This window comes from Micromonospora lupini str. Lupac 08 (assembly GCF_000297395.2).
In the GTDB taxonomy this organism is placed as follows: Bacteria; Actinomycetota; Actinomycetes; order Mycobacteriales; family Micromonosporaceae; genus Micromonospora; species Micromonospora lupini.
Window position 1 is genome coordinate 1,381,071 of sequence record NZ_HF570108.1, and the last position, 21,440, is coordinate 1,402,510.

General features: G+C 73.2%; 14 protein-coding genes. 10 read left to right on the forward strand and 4 right to left on the reverse strand.

Features of this window, described 5'->3' with window-relative positions:
• Positions 1-74 precede the first annotated feature (74 nt).
• From mnmA to MILUP08_RS07640, 4 genes are all read left to right on the forward strand, one after another.
• Positions 75-1,148, forward strand: a complete 1,074-nt coding sequence (gene mnmA, locus MILUP08_RS07625; RefSeq protein WP_039907436.1) for a tRNA 2-thiouridine(34) synthase MnmA — start codon at positions 75-77, stop codon at positions 1,146-1,148.
• 209 nt (positions 1,149-1,357) lie between these two features.
• A complete protein-coding gene (locus MILUP08_RS07630; protein ID WP_007456302.1) occupies positions 1,358-2,362 on the forward strand; it encodes a methionine synthase in 1,005 nt (334 codons plus the stop codon).
• Positions 2,363-2,399: 37 nt separating this feature from the next.
• On the forward strand, positions 2,400-2,765 hold the full coding sequence (locus MILUP08_RS07635; protein WP_007456305.1) for a VOC family protein: 366 nt from the start codon (positions 2,400-2,402) through the stop codon (positions 2,763-2,765).
• 30 nt (positions 2,766-2,795) lie between these two features.
• Positions 2,796-3,806 (forward strand): ADP-ribosylglycohydrolase family protein, encoded by a 1,011-nt coding sequence (locus MILUP08_RS07640; RefSeq protein WP_007456306.1) that lies wholly within the window; start codon positions 2,796-2,798, stop codon positions 3,804-3,806.
• Between the two features lie 135 nt (positions 3,807-3,941).
• Here MILUP08_RS07640 and MILUP08_RS07645 read toward each other — a convergent pair whose 3' ends face one another.
• The gene (locus tag MILUP08_RS07645) at positions 3,942-4,487 is read right to left on the reverse strand and encodes a type II toxin-antitoxin system PemK/MazF family toxin (protein ID WP_007456308.1); all 546 of its coding nucleotides are present in this window, start codon (positions 4,485-4,487) and stop codon (positions 3,942-3,944) included.
• Between the two features lie 451 nt (positions 4,488-4,938).
• Here MILUP08_RS07645 and ligA point away from each other — a divergent pair, with 451 nt between their 5' ends.
• The 6 genes from ligA (at position 4,939) to MILUP08_RS07675 (ending at position 16,126) form a co-directional block, all read left to right on the forward strand.
• Complete coding sequence (ligA, locus tag MILUP08_RS07650) at positions 4,939-7,074, forward strand: NAD-dependent DNA ligase LigA (protein WP_039905577.1); 2,136 nt, start codon at positions 4,939-4,941, stop codon at positions 7,072-7,074.
• Positions 7,075-7,231: 157 nt separating this feature from the next.
• Positions 7,232-10,246 (forward strand): bifunctional diguanylate cyclase/phosphodiesterase, encoded by a 3,015-nt coding sequence (locus MILUP08_RS36580; RefSeq protein ID WP_007456312.1) that lies wholly within the window; start codon positions 7,232-7,234, stop codon positions 10,244-10,246.
• A 123-nt stretch (positions 10,247-10,369) separates the two neighbouring features.
• The gene (gene gatC, locus MILUP08_RS07660) at positions 10,370-10,675 is read left to right on the forward strand and encodes an Asp-tRNA(Asn)/Glu-tRNA(Gln) amidotransferase subunit GatC (RefSeq protein WP_007456314.1); all 306 of its coding nucleotides are present in this window, start codon (positions 10,370-10,372) and stop codon (positions 10,673-10,675) included.
• The gene (gatA, locus tag MILUP08_RS07665) at positions 10,672-12,150 is read left to right on the forward strand and encodes an Asp-tRNA(Asn)/Glu-tRNA(Gln) amidotransferase subunit GatA (RefSeq protein ID WP_007456316.1); all 1,479 of its coding nucleotides are present in this window, start codon (positions 10,672-10,674) and stop codon (positions 12,148-12,150) included. Before gatC ends, gatA begins: the two co-directional genes overlap by 4 nt.
• A gap of 13 nt (positions 12,151-12,163) precedes the next feature.
• Entirely contained in the window at positions 12,164-13,663 is a 1,500-nt protein-coding gene (gene gatB / locus MILUP08_RS07670) for an Asp-tRNA(Asn)/Glu-tRNA(Gln) amidotransferase subunit GatB (RefSeq protein WP_007456318.1), read from the forward strand.
• A 105-nt stretch (positions 13,664-13,768) separates the two neighbouring features.
• Positions 13,769-16,126, forward strand: a complete 2,358-nt coding sequence (locus MILUP08_RS07675; RefSeq protein WP_007456320.1) for a transketolase-like TK C-terminal-containing protein — start codon at positions 13,769-13,771, stop codon at positions 16,124-16,126.
• A gap of 445 nt (positions 16,127-16,571) precedes the next feature.
• Here the strand turns inward: MILUP08_RS07675 and MILUP08_RS07680 are convergent, their stop codons facing one another.
• The 3 genes from MILUP08_RS07680 to MILUP08_RS07690 all read right to left on the reverse strand — a co-directional run bounded on the left by MILUP08_RS07680 (position 16,572) and on the right by MILUP08_RS07690 (position 21,266).
• A complete protein-coding gene (locus MILUP08_RS07680) occupies positions 16,572-18,143 on the reverse strand; it encodes a metallophosphoesterase (RefSeq protein ID WP_007456321.1) in 1,572 nt (523 codons plus the stop codon).
• 61 nt (positions 18,144-18,204) lie between these two features.
• The gene (locus MILUP08_RS07685; RefSeq protein WP_039905580.1) at positions 18,205-19,377 is read right to left on the reverse strand and encodes a PQQ-dependent sugar dehydrogenase; all 1,173 of its coding nucleotides are present in this window, start codon (positions 19,375-19,377) and stop codon (positions 18,205-18,207) included.
• A 71-nt stretch (positions 19,378-19,448) separates the two neighbouring features.
• The gene (locus MILUP08_RS07690; RefSeq protein WP_007456325.1) at positions 19,449-21,266 is read right to left on the reverse strand and encodes a SpoIIE family protein phosphatase; all 1,818 of its coding nucleotides are present in this window, start codon (positions 21,264-21,266) and stop codon (positions 19,449-19,451) included.
• Positions 21,267-21,440 lie beyond the last annotated feature (174 nt).

Consider the following 21,440-nt stretch of genomic DNA (forward strand, 5'->3'; position numbering starts at 1 on the left):
TGGACTGGGGATGGGGGTTGGGGTCGCGTGGTGGATAGGGTTGGGGTTGGGCCTGTGGGCAGGGGGGTGTGCTGGTGAGGGTTCTGGCGGCGATGTCGGGCGGGGTGGACTCGGCCGTGGCGGCGGCGCGGGCGGTGGCGGCCGGGCACGACGTGACAGGCGTGCACCTGGCGCTGGCACGCAACCCGCAGACGTACCGGACCGGGGCGCGCGGCTGCTGCACGCTGGAGGACTCCCGGGACGCCCGCCGGGCCGCCGACGTGATCGGCATCCCGTTCTACGTGTGGGACATGGCCGACCGTTTCCACGAGGACGTGGTCGACGACTTCGTGGCCGAGTACGCCGCTGGTCGTACGCCGAATCCGTGCCTGCGCTGCAATGAGAAGATCAAGTTCGCGGCGGTGCTGGACCGGGCGGTGGCCCTGGGCTTCGACGCGGTCGTCACCGGCCACCACGCCCGGCTCGGCCCGGACGGGCTGCTGCGCCGCAGCGTCGACATGGCCAAGGACCAGTCGTACGTGCTGGCTGTCCTCACCCGTGAGCAGCTCGACCGGTCGATGTTCCCGCTCGGCGACTCGACGAAGGCGCAGGTCCGCGCGGAGGCCGCCGAGCGTGGCCTGGCGGTGGCCGACAAGCCGGACTCGCACGACATCTGCTTCATCGCCGACGGCGACACCCGTGGCTTCCTCGCCGGCCGGCTCGGCGAGGCGCCCGGCGACGTCGTCGACGCGAGCACCGGCGCGGTGGTCGGCAGTCACACAGGCGCGTACGCGTACACGGTGGGTCAGCGTCGTGGTCTGCACCTGGACCGACCCGCCCCCGACGGTCGGCCGCGCTACGTGCTCTCCATCACGCCCAAGACCAACACGGTGACTGTCGGCCCGGCCGAGGCGCTGGAGGTGTCGAGGGTGCGGGCCACCCGCCCGGTGTGGACCGGCGGCCCTCGCCCGGCCACGCCTGTCGAGTGCGAGGTGCAGTTGCGCGCACACGGTGACGTGGTGCCGGCGACAGTCGACCTCGACGGCGACACGCTGCACGCCGAGCTGCGTCGGCCGGTCCGCGGCGTCGCGGCCGGTCAGGCAGTGGTGGCGTACCGTCCGGACCCGGCCGGCGACATCGTCCTCGGCTCCGCCACCATCACCGGCTGACCGCGCGGTCGCCGGTCGGCCGGCTCGTGGGCGGTCGCGCGGCCTGCTCGCGGGCGTCGCCGGGCAGGGGCGCGGCCATCGCGGGGCGCGGGCGTCACGGGGCAGGGGAGCGGTCGTCGCGGAGCTGGGGCGCGGGCGTTGCGGGGCCGGCGTGCCGGCCGTCCGCGGTCGCCGAGCGGCCGGCGTGTCCAGCGGGATAGCCTTCGGCCGTGACAGATCAGGCGTGGCCCTGGCCGGCGGGCGCGGCGACCGGTATCGGCTCGCTGCCCGGCACCGACATCGCCGAGGCCCAGCGGGTGGTCCTCGGTGAGCTTCCCGAGCTGCCGCACCTGCCCGAGCTGCCGGCGCGCGGCCCCGGGGCCGACCTGATCGGCCGGAGCGCCGGGCTGCTGGTCGAGCTGCCCGTCGAGCTGTACGCCGGGCGGTGGCGGGTCGCTCCCCGGCCCGGTCGTGACCTGCGCCGGGCCCGTGACCTGATGGAACGCGACCTGGACCAGCTCGCCGAGCAGGCCGAGGGGTACGCCGGCCCGATCAAGGTGCAGGCCGCCGGGCCGCTCACCCTGGCCGCCTCCCTGGAACTGCCGATCGGCGGCCGACTGCTGCGTGACCCCGGCGCCGTCCGTGACCTCACCGGCTCCCTCGCCGAGGGACTGCGCGGGCACGTCGCGGCGGTCGCCCGACGGCTGCCCGGGGCATCGGTGCTGCTGCAACTGGACGAGCCGTCACTGCCGACCGTGCTGGCCGGGCGGGTGCCCACCGAGAGTGGGCTGGGCGCGTACCGGGCGGTGGAGTCGGCGGACGCGGCCGCCCTGCTGCGCACTGTCGTCGACGCGGTGGGCGTACCCACCGTCGTGCACTGCTGCGCCCCGCAGGTGCCACTGGAACTGATCCGCTCCACCGGGGCCGTCGCGGTCGCCCTCGACCTCGACCTGGTCACCGAGCTGGACCCGCTGGGCGAGGCCATCGACGCGGGCCTCGGGCTGCTGGCCGGCGCCGCGCCGACCCGGCCGCCGTCGGCCGGTGGCGCGCCGACCTCCGCGCAGATCGCCGACCGGGTACGCCAGATCTGGGACCGCCTCGGCTTTCCCCGCCGGCAGCTCGCCGAGCAGGTGGTCGTCACCCCGGCCTGCGGCCTGGCCGGCGCCACCCCGCAGTACGCCCGGGCGGTGCTCGCGGCCTGCCGGGACGCCGGCCGCCGGTTCACCGAGGAGTGACGTTTTCCTGTCGTACGGGCGGGGCAGGATGACGGTCATGATTGGACAGCTACGTTCAGTGGTGATCGACTGCCCCGATCCGCGGGCGCTGGCCGCGTTCTACTCCGAGCTGCTCGGCGTGCCCTTCGCCGACGGCGACTCGGATGACGACTGGGTGGTGCTGGGCGGCCCGCCCGGTCACCAGCCGCGTCTCGCCTTCCAGCAGGCACTCAACCTGCGGCCGCCGGCCTGGCCCGACCCCGAGCGTCCGCAGCAGTTCCACCTGGATGTGACTGTGGACGACATCGAGAGCGCGGAGAAGGCGGCGCTCGCGCTCGGTGCTCGGCGGCTGCCCGGCGAGGGCGAGGGCTTCCGGGTGTACGCCGATCCGGCCGGCCACCCGTTCTGCCTCTGCTGGGACTGAGCATGGCGTGGGTTGCGGCGGCCCGGCATCATGGCCGCCGTGATCCACTCTTCGCGGTTGCGCGCCTCCGGTTCGCTCTTCGGCCTCGCCTACGGCGACGCCCTGGGCAAGCCCACCGAGTTCCTGACCGTCGCCGAGATCCAGCGCCGTTACGGCCCGACCGGCCCGCGTGAGCTGGCCGGCGAGCCGGCGTTGGTCACCGACGACACCCAGATGGCGCTGGCGGTGGGTTGGGCGCTGCACGAGGCGCCGTCGCTGACCCCGGAGGTGGTCGAGCCGCTGCTGCGGCGGCGCTTCCTGGCGTGGGCGGTCAGCCCGGACAACAACCGCGCGCCCGGGATGACCTGCCTGCGTGCCTGCGCCGACCTGAGCCGAGGGCTGCCCTGGCAGGAGGCGACGGTCGCCGACTCGAAGGGCTGCGGCGCCAACATGCGCGTGACGCCCGTGGGGTTGGTCGACGCCGACCTCGACACGCTGGCCGGGCTGGCCCAGTTGCAGGCCGGGCTGACCCACGGCCACCCGACCGGGCTGGCGGCAAGTGAGCTCACCGCGTACGCGGTCTTCGCGCTGCGCGCGGGCGCCACACTGCCTGAGCTACCCGCGTTGCTCGCCGAGCGGGCGCTCGCTCAGCGCCTGATCTACCGGGAGCGGTGGCTGGGTGATCTCTGGCAGCGCGCCGGCTCGTCGTCCCCGGCCGACTTCATCGCCGCAGGCTGGGACGAGTGCCTGGCGGCGTTGCGCCGGCTGACCGTCGCCCTCGGCGAGCCGGACGACGGCGGCGACCCGTGCCGGGCCACCGGTGAGGGCTGGGTGGCCGAGGAGGCGCTGGCCACGGCGTTGTTCTGCGCCGTACGCCACGCCGACGACCCGGTCGCGGCCCTGGCCCGGGGCGCGACCACCGCCGGCGACTCCGACTCGATCGCCGCCCTGGCCGGCGCCTTCGTGGGCGCGGCCACCGGGATGGCCGCCTGGCCGTCCGGATGGGCCGACCGCATCGAGTACGCCGACCAGCTCGCCACCCTCGGCGCGGCCTGGGACTGACCCACCGTCTGCCTGCCCGGCCGTCGTCCGGTGTGATCCACTCGGATTCCTGGAAGTCGCGGTGTTGCTTGAGGGCGGACACCCCGGCTTCCTGGAAGCCGAGTGGATCATGGCCCTTGGTCCCCGGCCTGGCCGTCAGCTGGTGGGTAGGTGGCGCAGGTTGCGGACCTTTCGCCACAGGTCGGCGTCGCAGCGGCCGGCGCGGTCGGCGAAGTCGGCCGGGCTGATCCGGATCGGCTCGGTCAGGCTCAGGTAGCTGTCGTGCTCGGCGTCGGGATCCCAGTCCCGGGTGGGAATCCGGACGTGGTCGTCCCGGTCGCTCTTGTCCTGGCTGGTGATCTTCAGGACGTCGGCGCCCCGGGAGTCGGCGCGCAGCACCAGGCAGGGCCGGACCTTCGAGCCGCTGCCGTCGGCGTACGGCACGTCGGCCCACCAGATCTCGCCGGCCGCCGGCGTGCCGGTCGCCCGATCGGTGTCGCGGGAGCGCGGCGTGGTGGCCGCACGATCGGTACCGCGCGGCCTGGGCGGTGCGGGACGGCGACCGCCCGTGCGGGTCGGGGCGCCGCGACCAGGTCGGTCGGCCGAGCGTCGGCTGTTCGCCCGGTGTCGCCAGCTGCTCCATGCCCAGCCGGCGGCCACCGCCAGCAGGATCGCCGCCGCCCAGAGCAACGCCTCGGTCATCGCCACCTCCGCGTCAGTGCGGCACGAGGGCCGCGTCGTCCGGCGATCCTTGCAGCGGCACCGGGGCCGCGTCGTCCGCCGATCGTCACAGCGGCACCGGGGCCGCGTCGTCCGCCGATCGTCACAGCGGCACCGGGGCCGCGTCGTCCGCCGATCCTTGCAGCGGCACCTGGGCCGCGTCGTCCGGCGATCCTCGCACGTCACCGCCCGCGCCGCTCGACGACCACACCGTGACCGTCGATGCCCGTGGTGATCATCTCCGGATCGCCGACATCGTGGCATCCGGGCGTCCGGACACCCCGATATCGCCGACCTGGCGTGGATCAGTTGCCCGACGACCGGGTTCGGACGTCGCTGCGGGCGCAGGTGGGCGGCGGATTGTCACCCCGGACCGATACCGTGCCTTAGTAGCGTGATCAGGGAGGTCGCAGGCGTGTCCGAAGGTGGCGGGGTGTCCGAGGAGCAGATCGGTCAACAGGTCAGCCCGGCTCAGGAGGCGGCGGCCGGCGCCGAGCCGACGCCGCAGGCGCGGGAGCGGCACGCCACCCTCAGCCGTGAGCTGACCGAGCATCAGTACCGCTACTACGTGCTGGACTCGCCGATCATCACCGACGCCGAGTTCGACAAGCAGCTGCGCGAGCTGGAAGCGTTGGAGGAGGAGTTCCCGGCGCTGCGGACGCCGGACTCGCCGACCCAGCGGGTGGGTGGCACCTTCTCCACCGACTTCACCCCTGTCACGCACGCCGAGCGGATGCTCTCGCTCGACAACGCCTTCGCCGACGAGGAGTTGGCGGCCTGGGCCGAACGGGTCGAGCGGGACGCGGGCGGGCCGGTGCCCTACCTCTGCGAGTTGAAGGTCGACGGTCTGGCGATCAACCTGACCTACGAGGCCGGCCGACTGGTCCGCGCGGCCACCCGTGGTGACGGCCGCACCGGCGAGGACGTCACCGCCAACGTGCGCAGCATTCGGGACGTGCCCAGCCAACTCGCGCCGTCCGCCGAGTTCCCGACGGTGCCCGAGCTGCTGGAGGTCCGGGGCGAGATCTACTTCCCGGTGGCCGCGTTCGCCGATCTCAACGCGAGCCTGGTCGAGCAGGGGCGGGCACCGTTCGCCAACCCGCGTAACGCCGCCGCCGGCAGCCTGCGGCAGAAGGACCCCCGGGTCACCGCCTCCCGACCGCTGCGTCTGGTCGTGCACGGCATCGGCGCCCGCCGCGGGTTCCAGCCCACCGCGCAGTCGGAGTCGTACGCGGCGCTGAAGGCGTGGGGGCTGCCGACGAGCGACAGGTGGCGGGTCGTCCCGGATCTGTCCGGCGTGGCGGAATACATCGCCTACTACGCCGAGCACCGGCACGACGTCGAGCACGAGATCGACGGTGTGGTGGTCAAGGTCGACCCGGTCTCCATCCAGGGTCGTCTGGGCTCGACCAGCCGTGCCCCACGCTGGGCGATCGCCTTCAAGTACCCGCCGGAGGAGGTCACCACCAAGCTGCTCGACATCGACGTCAACGTGGGACGTACGGGTCGGGTCACGCCGTTCGCCGTCCTCGAACCGGTGCGGGTGGCCGGCTCCACCGTCGCGCTCGCCACCCTGCACAACGCCCGCGAGGTCGAGCGCAAGGGCGTGCTGATCGGTGACACGGTGGTGCTGCGCAAGGCCGGCGACGTGATTCCCGAGGTGCTCGGCCCGGTGGTCGACCTGCGGCCCGCCGACGCCCGCCCGTTCGTCATGCCGACCACCTGTCCGGCCTGCGGTACCCCGCTCGCGCCCTCGAAGGAGGGCGATGTCGACATCCGGTGCCCCAACACCCGCAGTTGCCCGGCCCAGCTCCGCGAGCGGGTGTTCCACCTCGCCGGTCGCGGCGCGTTCGACATCGAGGTCCTGGGCTACAAGGGCGCGGCGGCACTGCTGGACGCGGAGATCATCGCCGACGAGGGTGACCTCTTCCAGCTCGACGCCGACCAGCTGTCCCGGTCGCCGTTCTTCGTCAACAAGGACGGCAGCCTCGGCAGCAACGCGGTCAAGCTGCTCGACAACCTGGCCGTCGCCCGGGAACGTGACCTGTGGCGGGTGCTGGTGGCGCTCTCCATCCGGCACGTCGGCCCCACCGCCGCCCAGGCCCTGGCCCGGCACTTCCGCTCGATGGAGGCCATCGACGCCGCCGGCGAGGAGGAGCTGTCCTCGGTCGACGGGGTCGGGCCGACCATCGCGGCCAGCATCCGGGAGTGGTTCGCCGTGGACTGGCACCGCGAGGTGGTCCGCAAGTGGGCCGAGGCGGGCGTACGGATGGCCGAGGAGGCCGTCGACGAGGGTCCGCGCCCGCTGGAGGGGTTGACGGTCGTGGTGACCGGCACCCTGGCCGGCTTCTCCCGGGACCAGGCCGCCGAGGCCGTGCAGACCAGGGGCGGCAAGGTCAGCGGGTCGGTCTCCAAGAAGACGAGCTTCGTCGTCGTGGGCGACAACCCGGGGTCCAAGGCCGACAAGGCCGCCAGCCTCAAGGTGCCGGTGCTCGACGAGGACGGGTTCCGGGTGCTGTTGGACGCGGGTCCGGACGCCGCGCGGGAGGTCGCCCGGGTGGAGGGCTGACCGTAGCGGCACGCCGACGTGGCAGACCGTCGCGTATACCAACTTAATTACGACTACGACCGATTCGTGACTGTCATACCGGGAAACCCGGGGCTGAGGGCGTTTCATTGGGTCACGGCGTGCTCATCGGCACGTCGACAGTCGGTCGGGAGGTGTGATGGAGGTCGCCGACCCGCGCAACTCCGTCCCACCGGGGCGGGTGACGCCGTTCGCCGCCTTCGTCGTCGGCATCCTGGTGGTCGCGGCGCTTACCGCCACGGGTCCACTCACGACGCTCCCCGACGAGCTGCCCCGCCTGCCGGTGGCGTTCTGGACGATGGCCGCCCTCGCGGTGGTCTGCGACGCGCGCCCGTTCGTCCCGCCGGGGCGACGGCAGACCTCGGCGGTCTTCCCGTCCACCTGTTTCACCTTCGCGATCCTGCTCGGTTGGGGGCTCGGCCCGGCGGTGGCGGTGCAGGCCGTGGGGGTGATCGTCTCTGGTTGGCGGATGCGCCATGCCGCCTGGCGGACCGCGTTCAACGTCGGCCAGTACGCCTGCGCCCTCGCCGCCGCGTACGGCGTCATCCAGCTCGGGCCGGGCACCGTGTTCTCCGGCGGTCACCTGCACGTCACCGACGTGGCAGCCGTCGGCGGGGCGACGTTGGCCTGGTTCGTCGTGAACTACGGCCTGGTGAGTTGGGCGGTGCGGCTGCGCTTCGGCGACCGCTGGTGGCCCACGGTCCGCCAGGGCGTCGGTTTCGAACTGCTCTCCACCGGCTCGCTGCTGCTGCTCGCCCCGGTGCTGGTCGCCGCCGCCCGTCTCAGCGCGGCGCTGATCCCGCTGGTGCTGGTGCCGCTCTTCGCCGTGTACCGGATGGCCCGGCTGACCGTCGAGCAGCAGCACCTCGCCGCCGCCGACCCGCTGACCGGGTTGCCCAACCGCAAGGCGCTGCTGGCCGAGGTGGCGGAGCAGGTGCACCTGCACGCCGAGCGGACGGCCCGCGGCGAGCCCGGGGGGCGCCTGGCGCTGCTGCTCATCGACCTGGACCGCTTCAAGAACGTCAACGACGCGCTCGGGCACGCGGTGGGCGACCGGCTGCTCGTCGAGGTGAGCGCCCGGCTCACCGACGTGGACCCTCGGCCGCAGATGATCGCCCGGCTCGGTGGGGACGAGTTCGCCATCGTGATGACCGGGCTGACCGACGTCGGCCAGGCGCGTGAGTTGGCCGACCGGGTCGTCGGGGCGTTGGCCGAGCCGGTGCCGTTGGACGGGCTGCCGTTGGACGTGGGCGGCTCCATCGGGATCGCCATCTTCCCGGAGCACGGGGAGGACTTCGCCACCCTGATGCGCCACGCCGACGTGGCGATGTACGACGCCAAGCACCGCAACGACACGGTCGCCGTGTACGCCCCCGAGTCGGACCACAACTCGGCCGAGCGTCTCGGTCTCCTCGCCGACCTCCGCCGGGTGCTGGAATCCGGCCCGTCGGCCGCCGGCCCGCTCGACGCCGCACCGCCGCAGAGCCAAGCCGAGCACACCAGCCAGGCCGAGCACACCAGCCAGGCCGAGCACGCCAGCCAGGCCGAGCACGCCGGCCAGGCCGAGCACGCCGGCCAGGCCGAGCACGCCAGCCAGGCCGAGCACGCCAGCCAGGCCGAGCACGCCAGCCAGGCCGAGCACGCCAGCCAGGCCGAGCACGCCGGCCAAGCCGAGCACGCCAGCCAGGCTGGCCGGGTCAACGCTGGTCGCGCCGACGAAGGCGGCCGGGTCGACGCCGGCCACGCTGACGAAGGCGGCCGGGTCAACGCCGGCCACGCCGACGAGGCCGGCCGCGTCAACGCCCGCCACGCTGACGAAGCCGGCAGGGTCAACGCGGGCCACGCTGACGTAGCCGGCCGGGTCAACGCCGGTCACGCCGACGAGGCCAACCGGACCAACGCCGGTCGTGGCAAGTCGGCCGGGTCCGAGCGGACGGCAGACGTACCCCTCGCCGTGGAGGCCGAGGTGCGCGGCGGTGACGGTGCGGCGCTGCCCGCACCGACGGCGGCCGAGGTTGCGCCGCATCCGGGCGGCGCGCCGGTGATCGCCGCGGCGCCGCCGGCGGGCGGACGGTGGTGGGGTCGCCGGCGGCGGGCCGGCGGCGACCTGGCGCACGCCGATGAGCTGATCAACCGGATCGCCACCGGCGCCGACCCGATCCGGGGCCGCAACAGCCGCGCGACGATCCCCGGCACCCGCCCCGGCCCCCTGCGGGACCGGCGTGCCGGCGGCCAGGGGCGGCGATCGCCGAACGGCGGGGCGGTGCCCCCGCCGAGCGGCGGCCGTCCGGGGCGCGACGGCCTGTCGGTTTCCGAGAGCGAGGCGATCGAGCCGACCGGGTGGGTACGCGACGACGGCGAGTCGGTCGACGACGCCGGTGAGATCACCATGTACTACCAACCGCAGATCGCCATCGCGACAGGCGAGGTCGTGGGCGTCGAGGCCCTGCTGCGGTGGCGGCACCCGCGTCGGGGCATGGTCGACCCGGAGGAGCTGATCCGGGTCGCCGAGCAGAGCGCGGTGATGCGGCTGCTCACCCGGCGGGTCGTGGACGACGTGGTGGAGCAGCTCGCCAAGTGGTCGGCGGCCGGCATCGGACTGCGTGCGGCGCTGAACGTCAGCGTGCGGGACCTGCACACCGGCGAGATCGCCGACCAGATCGCCGACCGGCTGGCCCGCTACGGGGTGCCGGCCGAGCGGCTGCAACTGGAGATCACCGAGGGCGCGCTGATGGCCGATCCGCGCCGGGTGCTGGCCACGATCTCCCGGCTGCACCGCATCGGGGTGGCCATCGCGCTGGACGACTTCGGCACCGGGTACTCGTCGCTGCAACATCTGCGCCGGCTTCCGCTGTCCGAGGTGAAGGTCGACCGCTCGTTCGTGCTCGGCATGTCCGAGGACGCCGACGACGCGGCGATCGTCCGATCGATGATCGAGTTGGCGGGCGCGCTGGGGCTGCGGGTGGTCGCCGAGGGCGTGGAGGACGAGCGGACGTGGCGGATGTTGTACGCCGCCGGCTGCGACGCCGCCCAGGGCTGGTTCTACGCGCGCCCGATGCCCGCCGAACAGCTGGTCACCTGGCTGGCCCGCTACCGGCCGGTCCGTCCGACGGGTGGCCCGGAGCCGGAGGCCGGCCGCCGTTCGACCCGCTGACCCACCCGAGCAGCCGGCGGAGGGGGCGGAACAATAGACTCGCTCCGGTCACCGCGCGTCACGCTGCACCAGTCGCGCGGCCGGCACACCGCCCGACCAGCAGGACATCAGAAGGGGGCACGGATGGCCGCCATCTCCCGCGAGGAGGTCGCGCACCTGGCGCGCCTGTCGCGGCTCGCCGTCACCGAGGAGGAGCTGGACACCTTCGCCGGCCAGCTCGACGTGATCCTCCAAGCGGTCGCCCAGGTCGGCGAGGTCGCCGCCGCGGACATCCCGCCGACCTCGCACTCGGTGCCGCTGACAAACATCTTCCGCGAGGACGTCGTGACGCCGTGCCTGACTCCGCAGGAGGCGCTGTCGGGCGCGCCGGACGCCGAGGACCAGCGGTTCCGCGTACCGCGGATCCTGACCGAGGATGTGGCCTCATGAGCAGCGATTTGACGCGAATGACCGCGACGGAGATCGCCGCGCTGGTCGCCGGCGGCGAGACCTCCGCCGTCGAGGTGACCCGGGCGCACCTGGACCGGATCGCCGCTGTCGACGAGCAGGTGCACGCCTTCCTGCACGTCGACACCGACGGCGCGCTCGCCGCGGCCCGCTCGGTGGACGAGCGCCGGGCCGCCGGCGAGGAACTGGGCCCCCTGGCCGGTGTGCCGGTCGCGGTGAAGGACGTGCTCGCCACCCGTGGCGTGCCGACCACCGTCGGCTCGAAGATCCTCGAAGGCTGGCGCCCGCCGTACGACGCGACGATCGTGCAGCGGCTGCGTGACGCCGGCACGGTGATGCTCGGCAAGACGAACATGGACGAGTTCGCAATGGGCTCCTCCACGGAGTATTCGGCGTACGGTCCGACGCACAACCCGTGGGACCTGAGCCGGATCCCGGGCGGCTCGGGTGGCGGCAGCGCGGCCGCTCTGGCCGCGTACGAGGCGCCGCTGGCGATCGGCTCGGACACCGGCGGCTCGATCCGTCAGCCCGGCGCGGTCACCGGCACCGTGGGGGCGAAGCCCACCTACGGCGGCACGTCCCGCTACGGGCTGGTCGCCTTCTCGTCGTCGCTGGACACCCCCGGCCCGTGTGCCCGTACGGTGCTCGACGCGGCCCTGCTGCACCAGGTGATCGCCGGGCACGACCCGCGGGACTCCACCTCGATCCCGCAGCCGGTGCCGGACGTGGTGGCGGCGGCGAAGCTCGGCGCGACAGGCGACCTGACCGGCGTGCGGCTCGGCATCGTCAGCGAGTTCGTCGGCGAGGGCGCCGAGCCGGGCGTGATGGCCGCGTTCCGCGAGTCGGTGGACGCGCTGACCAAGATGGGCGCCGAGGTCGTGGAGATCTCCTGCCCGACGTTCTCGTACGCGCTGCCGGCGTACTACCTGATCGCCCCGAGCGAGTGTTCCTCCAACCTGGCCCGGTTCGACGGCGTCCGGTTCGGCCTGCGGGTCGGCGACGACGGCAACCGGTCGCTGGAGGAGGTCATGTCGCTGACTCGCGAGGCCGGCTTCGGCCCCGAGGTCAAGCGTCGCATCATGCTCGGCACGTACGCGTTGTCGTCGGGTTACTACGACGCGTACTACGGGCAGGCGCAGAAGGTCCGGACGCTGATCACCCGGGACTTCACTGCCGCGTTCGAGCGGGTCGACGCGCTGATCTCGCCGACCACCCCGTTCACGGCCTTCCCGATCGGCGCGCGCACCGCCGATCCGTACCAGATGTACCTGGCCGACCTGTTCACCATCCCGACGAACCTGTACGGCGGGCCGGGCATCTCGGTGCCCTGCGGTCTCTCCGAGGGGCTGCCCGTCGGCCTGCAGGTGATGGCTCCGACGATGGCCGACGACCGGATGTACCGGGTCGCCGCCGCGTTGGAGTCCGCGGTCGGCACGTTCACCCCACCGGCACTGTGAGGCAGGAGCCCAGATGACGACGACGCTGCCCGCGTACGACGAGGTCGTCGCGCGCTACGAACCGGTGATCGGCCTGGAGACCCACGTCGAGCTGGGCACGAACACCAAGATGTGGTGCGGCTGCCCGACGGACTTCGGCGGCGAGCCGAACACCCGGGTCTGCCCGGTGTGCCTGGGCCTGCCCGGGTCGCTGCCGGTGGCCAACAAGGCCGCCATCGAGGCGATCATCCGGATCGGCCTGGCGTTGAACTGCTCGATCGCGCAGTGGTGCCGGTTCGCACGGAAGAACTACTTCTACCCGGACATGCCGAAGAACTTCCAGATCAGCCAGTACGACGAGCCGATCTGCGTCGACGGGTACCTGGACGTCGAGGTGGGCGGCGAGACCGTGCGCATCGAGATCGAGCGGGTGCACCTGGAGGAGGACACCGGCAAGACGCTGCACGTCGGTGGCGCCACCGGCCGCATCCACGGTGCGACCGAGTCGCTCGTCGACTACAACCGGGCCGGCATCCCGCTCGTCGAGATCGTCACCAAGCCCGTCGTGGGCACCGGCGCGCTCGCCCCCGAGGTGGCCAAGGCGTACGTCACCGAGCTGCGGGACGTGATCCGCACGCTCGGCGTGTCCGACGTGCGGATGGAGGAGGGTTCGCTGCGCTGTGACGTGAACACCTCGCTCAACCTGCCGGGTCAGGAGTGGGGCACCCGCACCGAGACCAAGAATGTCAACTCGCTGCGCTCGGTGGAGCGGGCGGTCCGCTCGGAGATGCTGCGGCAGGCGTCGGTGCTCGACGCGGGCGGCCGGATCACCCAGGAGACCCGGCACTTCCACGAGGACACCGGTGACACCACGCCGGGGCGCTCGAAGGAGACGGCCACCGACTACCGGTACTTCCCGGAGCCGGACCTGGTGCCTGTCGCACCGGACCCGGCCTGGGTCGCCGAGCTGAAGGCCGCCCTGCCGGAGCTGCCCCGGGTGCACAGGCGTCGCCTCCAGCAGCAGTGGGGGTTGTCCGACCTGGACATGCAGTCGGTGCTCAACGCCGGCGCGGTCGAGCTGATCGAGGCCACCGTGGCTGCCGGCACCACCCCGGCGGCGGCCCGCAAGTGGTGGCTGGGTGAGCTGTCCCGCCGGGCCAACGAGAGCGGCGTGGAGCTGGCCGACATCGGCGCCACCCCGGCGCAGGTCGCCGAGCTGCAGGGCCTTGTCGACGCGGGCAAGCTCAACGACAAGATGGCCCGTACGGTGCTGGAGGGCGTGGTCGACGGTGAGGGTTCGCCCACCGAGATCATGACCAGTCGGGGCCTGGAGGTCGTGTCGGACACCGGCGCGCTCACCGCCGCCGTGGACGAGGCGATCGCCGCCAACCCCGGCATCGCCGACAAGATCCGTAGTGGCAAGGTCGCGGCGGTCGGCGCTCTCGTCGGCGCGGTCATGAAGACCACCCGTGGTCAGGCCGACGCGAAGACCCTGCGTGAGCTGATCCTGGAGCGCCTCGGCGTCCAGGGCTGATCCGCCCGATCGAACACCGCTGGCGCGCGCTGCGCCAGCGGTGTTCGCCGTGCACACCGCATCCCCTCGCGAGGGCGTCAACGGCGACGCCCGGATGGAGCCACCGTGAACCAGCACGACCTCGATGTCCTCGACGAGATCCAGCGGCGGGTGCTCTGGCTCGCCACCCGGATCGTGGACGCCGCCAACCACGACCGGGCCACCGGCGACGGGGTGAAGGTCGGCGGCCACCAGGCGTCAAGCGCGTCCCTCGTCACGGCGATGACCGCCCTGTGGTTCGACCACCTGGACGCCGAGGACCGTGTCGCCGTCAAGCCGCACGCCTCGCCGGTGTTCCACGCCATCCAGTACCTGCTGGGCAACCTGGACCGCTCGTACCTGCCCCGACTGCGGGCCCGGGGTGGTCTCCAGTCGTACCCGTCGCGCACGAAGGACCCCGACGAGGTGGACTTCTCCACCGGTTCGGTGGGTCTGGGCGCGGCGGCGCCGCTCTTCGCCGCCGCCACCCGCCGCTACGTCGACGCGCACTTCGGCGCCCGCCCGCACTCCCGGTTCGTGGCGCTGATCGGTGACGCCGAGCTGGACGAGGGCAACATCTGGGAGGCGGTCGCCGACCCGGCCACCACCGGGCTGGGCAACGTCATGTGGCTCGTCGACTTCAACAGGCAGTCCCTGGACCGGGTGGTGCCCGGCATCCGGATCAACCAGTGGCGCGGTCAGTTCGAGGCGGCCGGCTGGCACGTCGTGGAGGTCAAGTACGGTCGCCGGCTCGCCGAGGCGTACGCCCGGCCGGGTGGCGAGGCGCTGCGCGACTGGATCGACGCGATGCCCAACGAGCAGTACCAGTCGCTGTTCGGGTTGACCGGGCCGGCGCTGCGCAAGCAGTTCCTCGACGGCGCGCCGGCCGAGGTGGGCGCCTTCACCGAGGACATCGACGACGAGGAGCTGCGCCCGCTCGTCACCGACCTGGGTGGGCACGACCTGGCGGCGATGCTCGACGCGTACGCCCAGTGCGACGCGGTCACCGACCGGCCCAGCGTCGTCTTCGCGTACACCGTGAAGGGTTGGGGGTTGCCCATCGCCGGCAATCCGCGTAACCACTCGGCGCTGCTCAGCGCCGAGCAGGTCGACGCGCTGCGGGCCGCGCAGGGTCTGACCGCGCAGACCGAGTGGGACCGCCTCGACCCGGCGTCACCCGCCGGCATCCGGGCCGGCGCCCGCCGCGAGGCGCTGTCCCGCGCGCCGCGCGAGCGCGCGCTCGGGGTCACCGTTCCGGAAAGCACAGGAGTACGCGCCAACAAGCCGATCTCCACCCAGGAGGTTTTCGGTCGGGTGCTTGTGGACCTGGCTCGCGACCGGGAGGTCGGCCGCTACCTGGTGACCACCGCCCCGGACGTGGCCACCTCCACCAACCTGGCCGGGTTCATCAACAAGACCGGGGTGTTCGCCCCCACCGAGCAGCGTTCCTGGACCGAGGACCGGATGCTGCGCTGGACCGAGAGCCCCTCCGGGCAGCACATCGAGCTGGGCATCTCGGAGATGAACCTGTTCCTGCTGCTGGGTCAGCTCGGCCTGTCCTGGGATCTGTCCGGGCAGCCGCTGCTGCCCGTGGGCACGGTCTACGACCCGTTCGTGCTGCGCGGCCTGGACGCGTTCCTGTACGGGGCGTACTCCGGCTCGCGGTTCGTGGTGGCCGGCACCCCGTCCGGCATCACCCTCGCCCCCGAGGGCGGCGCGCACCAGTCCACCATCACCGCCTCGGTCGGCCTGGAGCTGCCCGGGGTGACGTTCCTCGAACCGGCGTACGCGGGCAGCCTTGACTGGCTGCTCTGCGACGCGCTGGGGCAGATCGCGGGCGGGGCGGTCCCGGCCGCGACGGCCGCGCCGACCGAGGACGGCGCGTACTACTTCCGGTTGAGCACCCGACCGCTGGACCAGGCGCCGTTCGAGGCGGCCCGGGCGCGGCTCGGCGACGCGGTGCTGCGCCGGCAGGTGGTCGCCGGGGCGTACCGGCTCGTCGACGCGCACCAGGCGTACCCCCATCTGGTCGACGCCCCGGTGGTGCAGCTGGCCGCCTCCGGCGCGGTGCTGCCCGAGACGCTGGCCGCCGCGGCGGAGCTGGCCGAGGAGGGCATCGCCGCGCACGTGGTGGACGTGACCTCGCTGGACCGGCTGTACCGGGCGTGGCAGCGCACGCTGCGTCAGGGCGTACGGACGGCCACGGTGCCCAGCGTGCCCGGCGCGCTGCGGTCCGCGTTCGCCGACCGGGTGCCGGTGGTGACCGTGCACGACGCCGCGTCGCACGCGATGGCCTGGCTCGGGTCGGCGCTCGGCGCTCCGGCGGTGCCGCTCGGGGTGGACGAGTTCGGCCAGTCCGGCAGTGTGGCCGACCTGTACGAGCTGCACGACCTGCTGCCCGGCAGCATCGTCAACGCCGCCCTGGCCGCGCTCGCCCTCCGCTGACCCCGCCCTCGGGGGTGCGCGATGCCCGCTCGCCCGCGTGTGCCGGTTCGCGCGCGCTGCTGCGCGTGGGCCGGCTCGCGCGGGCCGGCTCGCGCGGGCCGGTTCGTGCGTGGGCCGGTTCGTGCGTGGGCCGGCTCGTGCGTGCCGACGTTCGTGTCGCCTTGCCGCCGTCGCTCAGGGTGACCGACCTCCGCCTGCTGGTGGGGTCCTCATCGCCCTTTGCTCTGCTTACCTAGACGCACCACCATGCTGAGCTGCGGGAACTCCAGTGCACCCAGCAGGAACGAAGTAACCCGGCGTAACTGGTGCGTCGGTTGAAGCAGAGCAAAGGATGCGCCCACACCATCTCCATCTCCGGCTCCGGCTCCGGCTCCGGCTCCGGCTCCGGCTTCGGCTTCGGCTTCGGCTCCGGGCCCGGCTTCGGCTCGGCGGGCGGTCGCCCGCCTCAGCGGGTCGGGGTGGGGGTGACCGAGGCGGGCGTGCCGGCGTTCGGGTCCTGCACGATGTGGCGTTCCAGGTTGACCTGGGCCTGGCCGGTGCCGCCGACGGTGATGTCGTCGTACGCCTGGAGCATCTTCTGCTGGTCGAAGTAGAGCACTGTCATCGACAGCGGGGTCGGCTTCTCACCCTCCAGGCCGCGCAGCCCGGCCCCACCGGTCGAGCCCTCCACGAACAGGGCTGTGGGCTGCTGGCCGGCCGCCTGCGGCAGCTTGGAGACCTGCCGGGCGTGGGTGTGCCCGGCCAGCACCAGCGGGCAGGTGCCGGCGAGCGGTCCGGCCGACGCCGGGTCGTGCACAAGCGCGATGTTGACCGGCCGGGGCGAGCTGCGCACCGTGGCGGCGAGCTGGTCACCGACGCCGATCACCTGGTCGGCCACCTCCTGGGTCAGCCCGCTGCCGGCCGGGGAGGTGTTCTTGTCCGGGGTGAAGCGGGGGTCGCCGATGCCGGCGATGGTCAGCCCGGCGACAGTGGTGGTCGAGTTGTTCAGCACTATCGCGTTCGGCTGGCGGGCCACCGCGGCGGCGGTCTTGCCCGAGTCGTGGTTGCCCCGGATGAACACGTACGGCTTCTTGAGCAGGCTGATCGAGCCGACGAAGGACGCCTCCGGCTCACTGCCCCAGTCGGTGATGTCCCCGGTGTCGATGACCACGTCGATGCCGAACTGCTCCACCACTGTGCGGATCAACTGCCAGCCGGTCGGGTTGAGGTGCATGTCGGAGACGTGCAGGACCCGGGTGGTGCCGGGCGCCGGCTCCAGCACCGGCAGCGCCGACACCGTCGTGTAGAGCTGGCTGACGTTGCCGACGATGCGTTGCAGCTGCTCGGCGTACTTGGTGTAGTCGTTGGCGATGCGGCGGGCGTCACCGACGATGGCCGGCGCGTTGACCAGCAGACCCTCGTAGCGCGGCTCCTCGATCGCCTGCGGGCGCAGGGTCGCCGCGGCCGTGCCGAGGCTGCCGGCGGTGACCAGCAGCGCCAATCCGCCCGCCCAGGCGGTACGGCGCACGTTGCGGAAGATCAACCCGGCCAGGATCAGGGTGACCAGGACCGCCGATCCGAGGGTGCGCAGGCCCAGCCGCATCACCCCGGAGCGGACGTCCTCCACGGCGCTCTGGCTGGCGCGGCTGATGCTCGCCGGGTCGTCGAGCAGCGCCTCGGTGCGCCCCTGGTCCAGCGCGCCCAACCGCACGGTGAGGTGGGTCGGCCCGCTGTGGCTGTCGAGCAGCAGGGCGCCGAGCGGTGGCACGTCGATTGTCGTCCCGCCGTCGCTGGCCGGGGAGAGCGTGAGGTTGGCCCGGAACGGACCGATGTCGGTGTTCACCCGACCGCCGGCCAGCACCCCGAGCACCGCCCCGGCCAGGGCCACCGCGAGCACGGCGAGGATCACGCCCGTACGCCGCAAAGGTCCACCGGGCCGGGCGATCCGGCGTCGCTCCGGGCGCGACGGCTCGCCGCCGGTCACCGGGTCACCCCGGTCCTCGGCGTCGTCGTGCCGCTCGTCGCGTTGCCCGTCCATGCTGAGATTCTGACCTGCCCGTCGGAAGATCTTGGCAAACCTGCGCGGAAGGTGACGCCGGTCAGCTGCGACCGCCGTCGCCGCCGGCGAAGACCACCCGCAGGAGGCGGTCGTCGTCGGCCGCCGGATCACCCCGCCCGTCGTGGTTGGAGGTGCTCACCCACAGCGATCCGTCCGGCGCGGCGGCCACCGCGCGCAGCCGGCCGTACCGGTTGGTGAGCAGCTCGCTGGGCTGCCCGAGCAGCGTGCCGGTGTCGGTCAGCTCCATCACCCAGAGCCGCTTGCCCCGCAGGCAGCCCGTGACCAGCAGCCGGTCCGTCGCGGCCAGCCCGGAGCAGGACGCGTCCGAGGTCGCCCACTGCGTGATCGGGTCGGTGTACCGCTTGTCGCCGGCCCGACCCTCGACCTCCGGCCAGCCGTAGTTGCCACCCTTGGTGATCTGGTTGATCTCGTCCCAGGTGTTCTGGCCGAACTCCACCGCGTACATCCGCTTGGCGTCGTCCCAGGCGAAGCCCTGCACGTTGCGGTGACCCAACGACCAGACCGGGGAGCCGGGGTACGGGTTGCCCGGCGCGGGCTTGCCGTCGGCGGTGATCCGCAGGATCTTGCCGCCGAGGCTCTTCGTGTCCTGCGCGTTGGGGCGCTCGCCCGCGTCGCCCGTGCTGACGTAGAGCTGCCCGTCCGGGCCGAAGCCCAACCCGCCGCCGTTGTGCACGTTCGCCTTCGGGATGCCGGTGAGGATCGGGGTGGATTGCCCGCCGAGTTGCAGGCGGGCGACCCGGTTGTCCTGCTCGGCCGTGTAGTAGACGAAGACCGTCCGGTCCTTGGCGTAGCCGGGGGAGACGGCGATGCCGAGCAGGCCGCCCTCGCCCGCCGCCGCGACGTCGCTGATCGTCTGCACGACCCGGACCCGCAGCCCGTCCGGGCCGGACTCCGGCCCGACCTGGAGAATCCGGCCGCTGTCCCGTTCGGTGACAAGCGCGCCACCGTCGGGCAGGAACGCGATGGCCCACGGCACCCGCAGCCCCTTGGCCAGGACGGTCGCCACCGCCTGCTGGCCCGCGCCGCCGGGACTCGCCGGCGCCGACGGGGTCGGCAGGTTGGGCGGCTCACCCGCCGGGTCGGGCTCCGGCTCGCCGAAGCTGCAACCCGTGGCGAGCAGCAGCGCCGCGCAGGACGCCGCGAGGACCACCCGGAGGCGGCGGACGCGAGGGTACGGGGGACGGGCTCTCACCCGGCCCAGGGTAGCCCGCCGGACGGTCCGGTCGGGCCCGACAGCGGGGCCCCGGCGCGCGCCGGAACCGCTCAGCGGGCCCGGACGGCAAGCAGCGCCGTGTCGTCCTCGCGGTGCTGGTTCGAGGCGAGCAGCAGGTCACACAGGTCGTCGAGGGGCACGGTGTCGGTGCCGGTCAACCGCTGCACCAGCTCGGCGAGCCCGTCGTCGATGGACCGGTCCCGACGCTCGATCAGCCCGTCGGTGTAGAGCAGCAGCGTGTCGCCGGTGGCCAGGCTTGTCGACCTGCTGGTGCGTACCGACGGTCGGGCCAGGCCGAGCAACGGCTCCGGCGTCGCTTCGAGGACCTCCACCGCACCGCCGGCGCGCACCACCAGGGCCGGCGGGTGCCCGGCGTTGCACCAGGTCACCTCGTGGACACCGGCGCGTTGGCCGCAGATGCGCACAAGCGTCGCGGTGGCCGCGATGGGCAGTCGCAGGCCACGGATCGCGCTGTCCAGGTGGGTCATCAGCGCTCCGACCGCGTCCGGCCGGCCGAACGCGTTGCCGCGCACCAGGTTGCGCAGCTGGCCCATCGTCGCCGCCGCCTCGATGTCGTGCCCGGCCACGTCCCCGATCGCCGCGATCAGGTCACCGTCGGGCTGCACGAAGGCGTCGTACCAGTCGCCGCCCACCTCCACCCGGTCGGCCGCCGGCTGGTAGCGGGCCGTCAGCTCCAGCTCCGTCACCAGCGGCAGCCGCGGCAACATGCTGTGTTGCAGGACCTCGGCGACGTGCCGCTGCTCCCCGTACATCGAGCTGTTGCCGACGGACTGCCCGGCCCGGCGGCCGATGTCCACGGCCGTGAGCAGGTCACGGTCGTCGAACTGCTGACGGTCGGGGGCGTTGACCAGGGTGATCGCGCCCAGCACGGTGCCACCGACGGCCCGCACCGGCACGCTGAGGTAGGAGGCGATGCCCAGCCGCTCGGCGATCGCCGACATCTCCGGATCGGTGGTGCCCCGGGCCACGTCGGCCAGCGACGCCACGCCACCGAGCCGCGGCTGGCCGGTGCGCAGCACCGCCCGGATGATGGAATCCTGGCTCAGCCCCGTACGCAGCAACTCGGCGAACCGGTCGACGTCCGGTGTCCGGGCCGGGTCGCGGTGCACCGCGACCACCTCCCGGGGTTGCCCGGACGGCCCGACCAGGGTGAGCAGGCACCAGTCGGCGAGCAGCGGCACCATGGTGGCGGCGAGCCGGCGCAGCGACGTGCCCACGTCAAGCGTGCCGGCGAGTGTCTCGCTCACACCGGCCAGCAGCTCCAACCGCTGGTGCGCCCGGACGATCCGACGACGCGCCTCCTGCGCGCCGTCCAGCGCGATCCGCAGTCGCAGCTCCGACGAGCAGGCGGCGGCGAGGTCGGCAAGCGTCCGCAGCTGCCCGGCGGTCCACGCCCGGGGCTTGTTGTCGATGGCGCACAGCGAGCCGAGCACCCGGCCGGACAGGTCGGTCAAGGGCATCCCGGCGTACGCGACGACGCCGAGGTCGTCGATGGCCAGGTTGTCACGGACGCGGGGGTAGAGCCGGGCGTCCGGCAACACCATCGGCGCCTTGATGTCCACCACGTGCTGGCAGAACGAGTGGCTCAGCGGCGTCTGCCGCCGCTGCGACCACGGCTCCGGCAGACCCACCGCGCCCGGAAAGAACTGCCGGTCGGCGGAGACCAGGGAGACCAGCGCGACCGGAACCTCCAGCAGATCACTTACCAGTCGGGCGAATCGGTCGAACGCCTCGTCCGGGGCGGCGTCGAGACCCGTGTCGGCGAGCGCACGCAGCCGCGCCGCGTCGCCGAGCGCCGGAGGTGGGGCGATCGAACGTCGCGCGCTGGCGGGGGAGCCGTCGGTCATCGAGCACCTGTCTGCCGGGGCGGAGGCCCGACCGGCCCCCCGACCCTTGGTTATACCTCGTCGTGGCCGGGACCGAACATCGGTGTGCCGAGTCTCGCCCGCCCCGCCGCCGCGCGCCACTCCCCCGTGCCGCCGGATCGCCGCCGTGCCCGCACCGGCCGTCGCGCCGGCGGC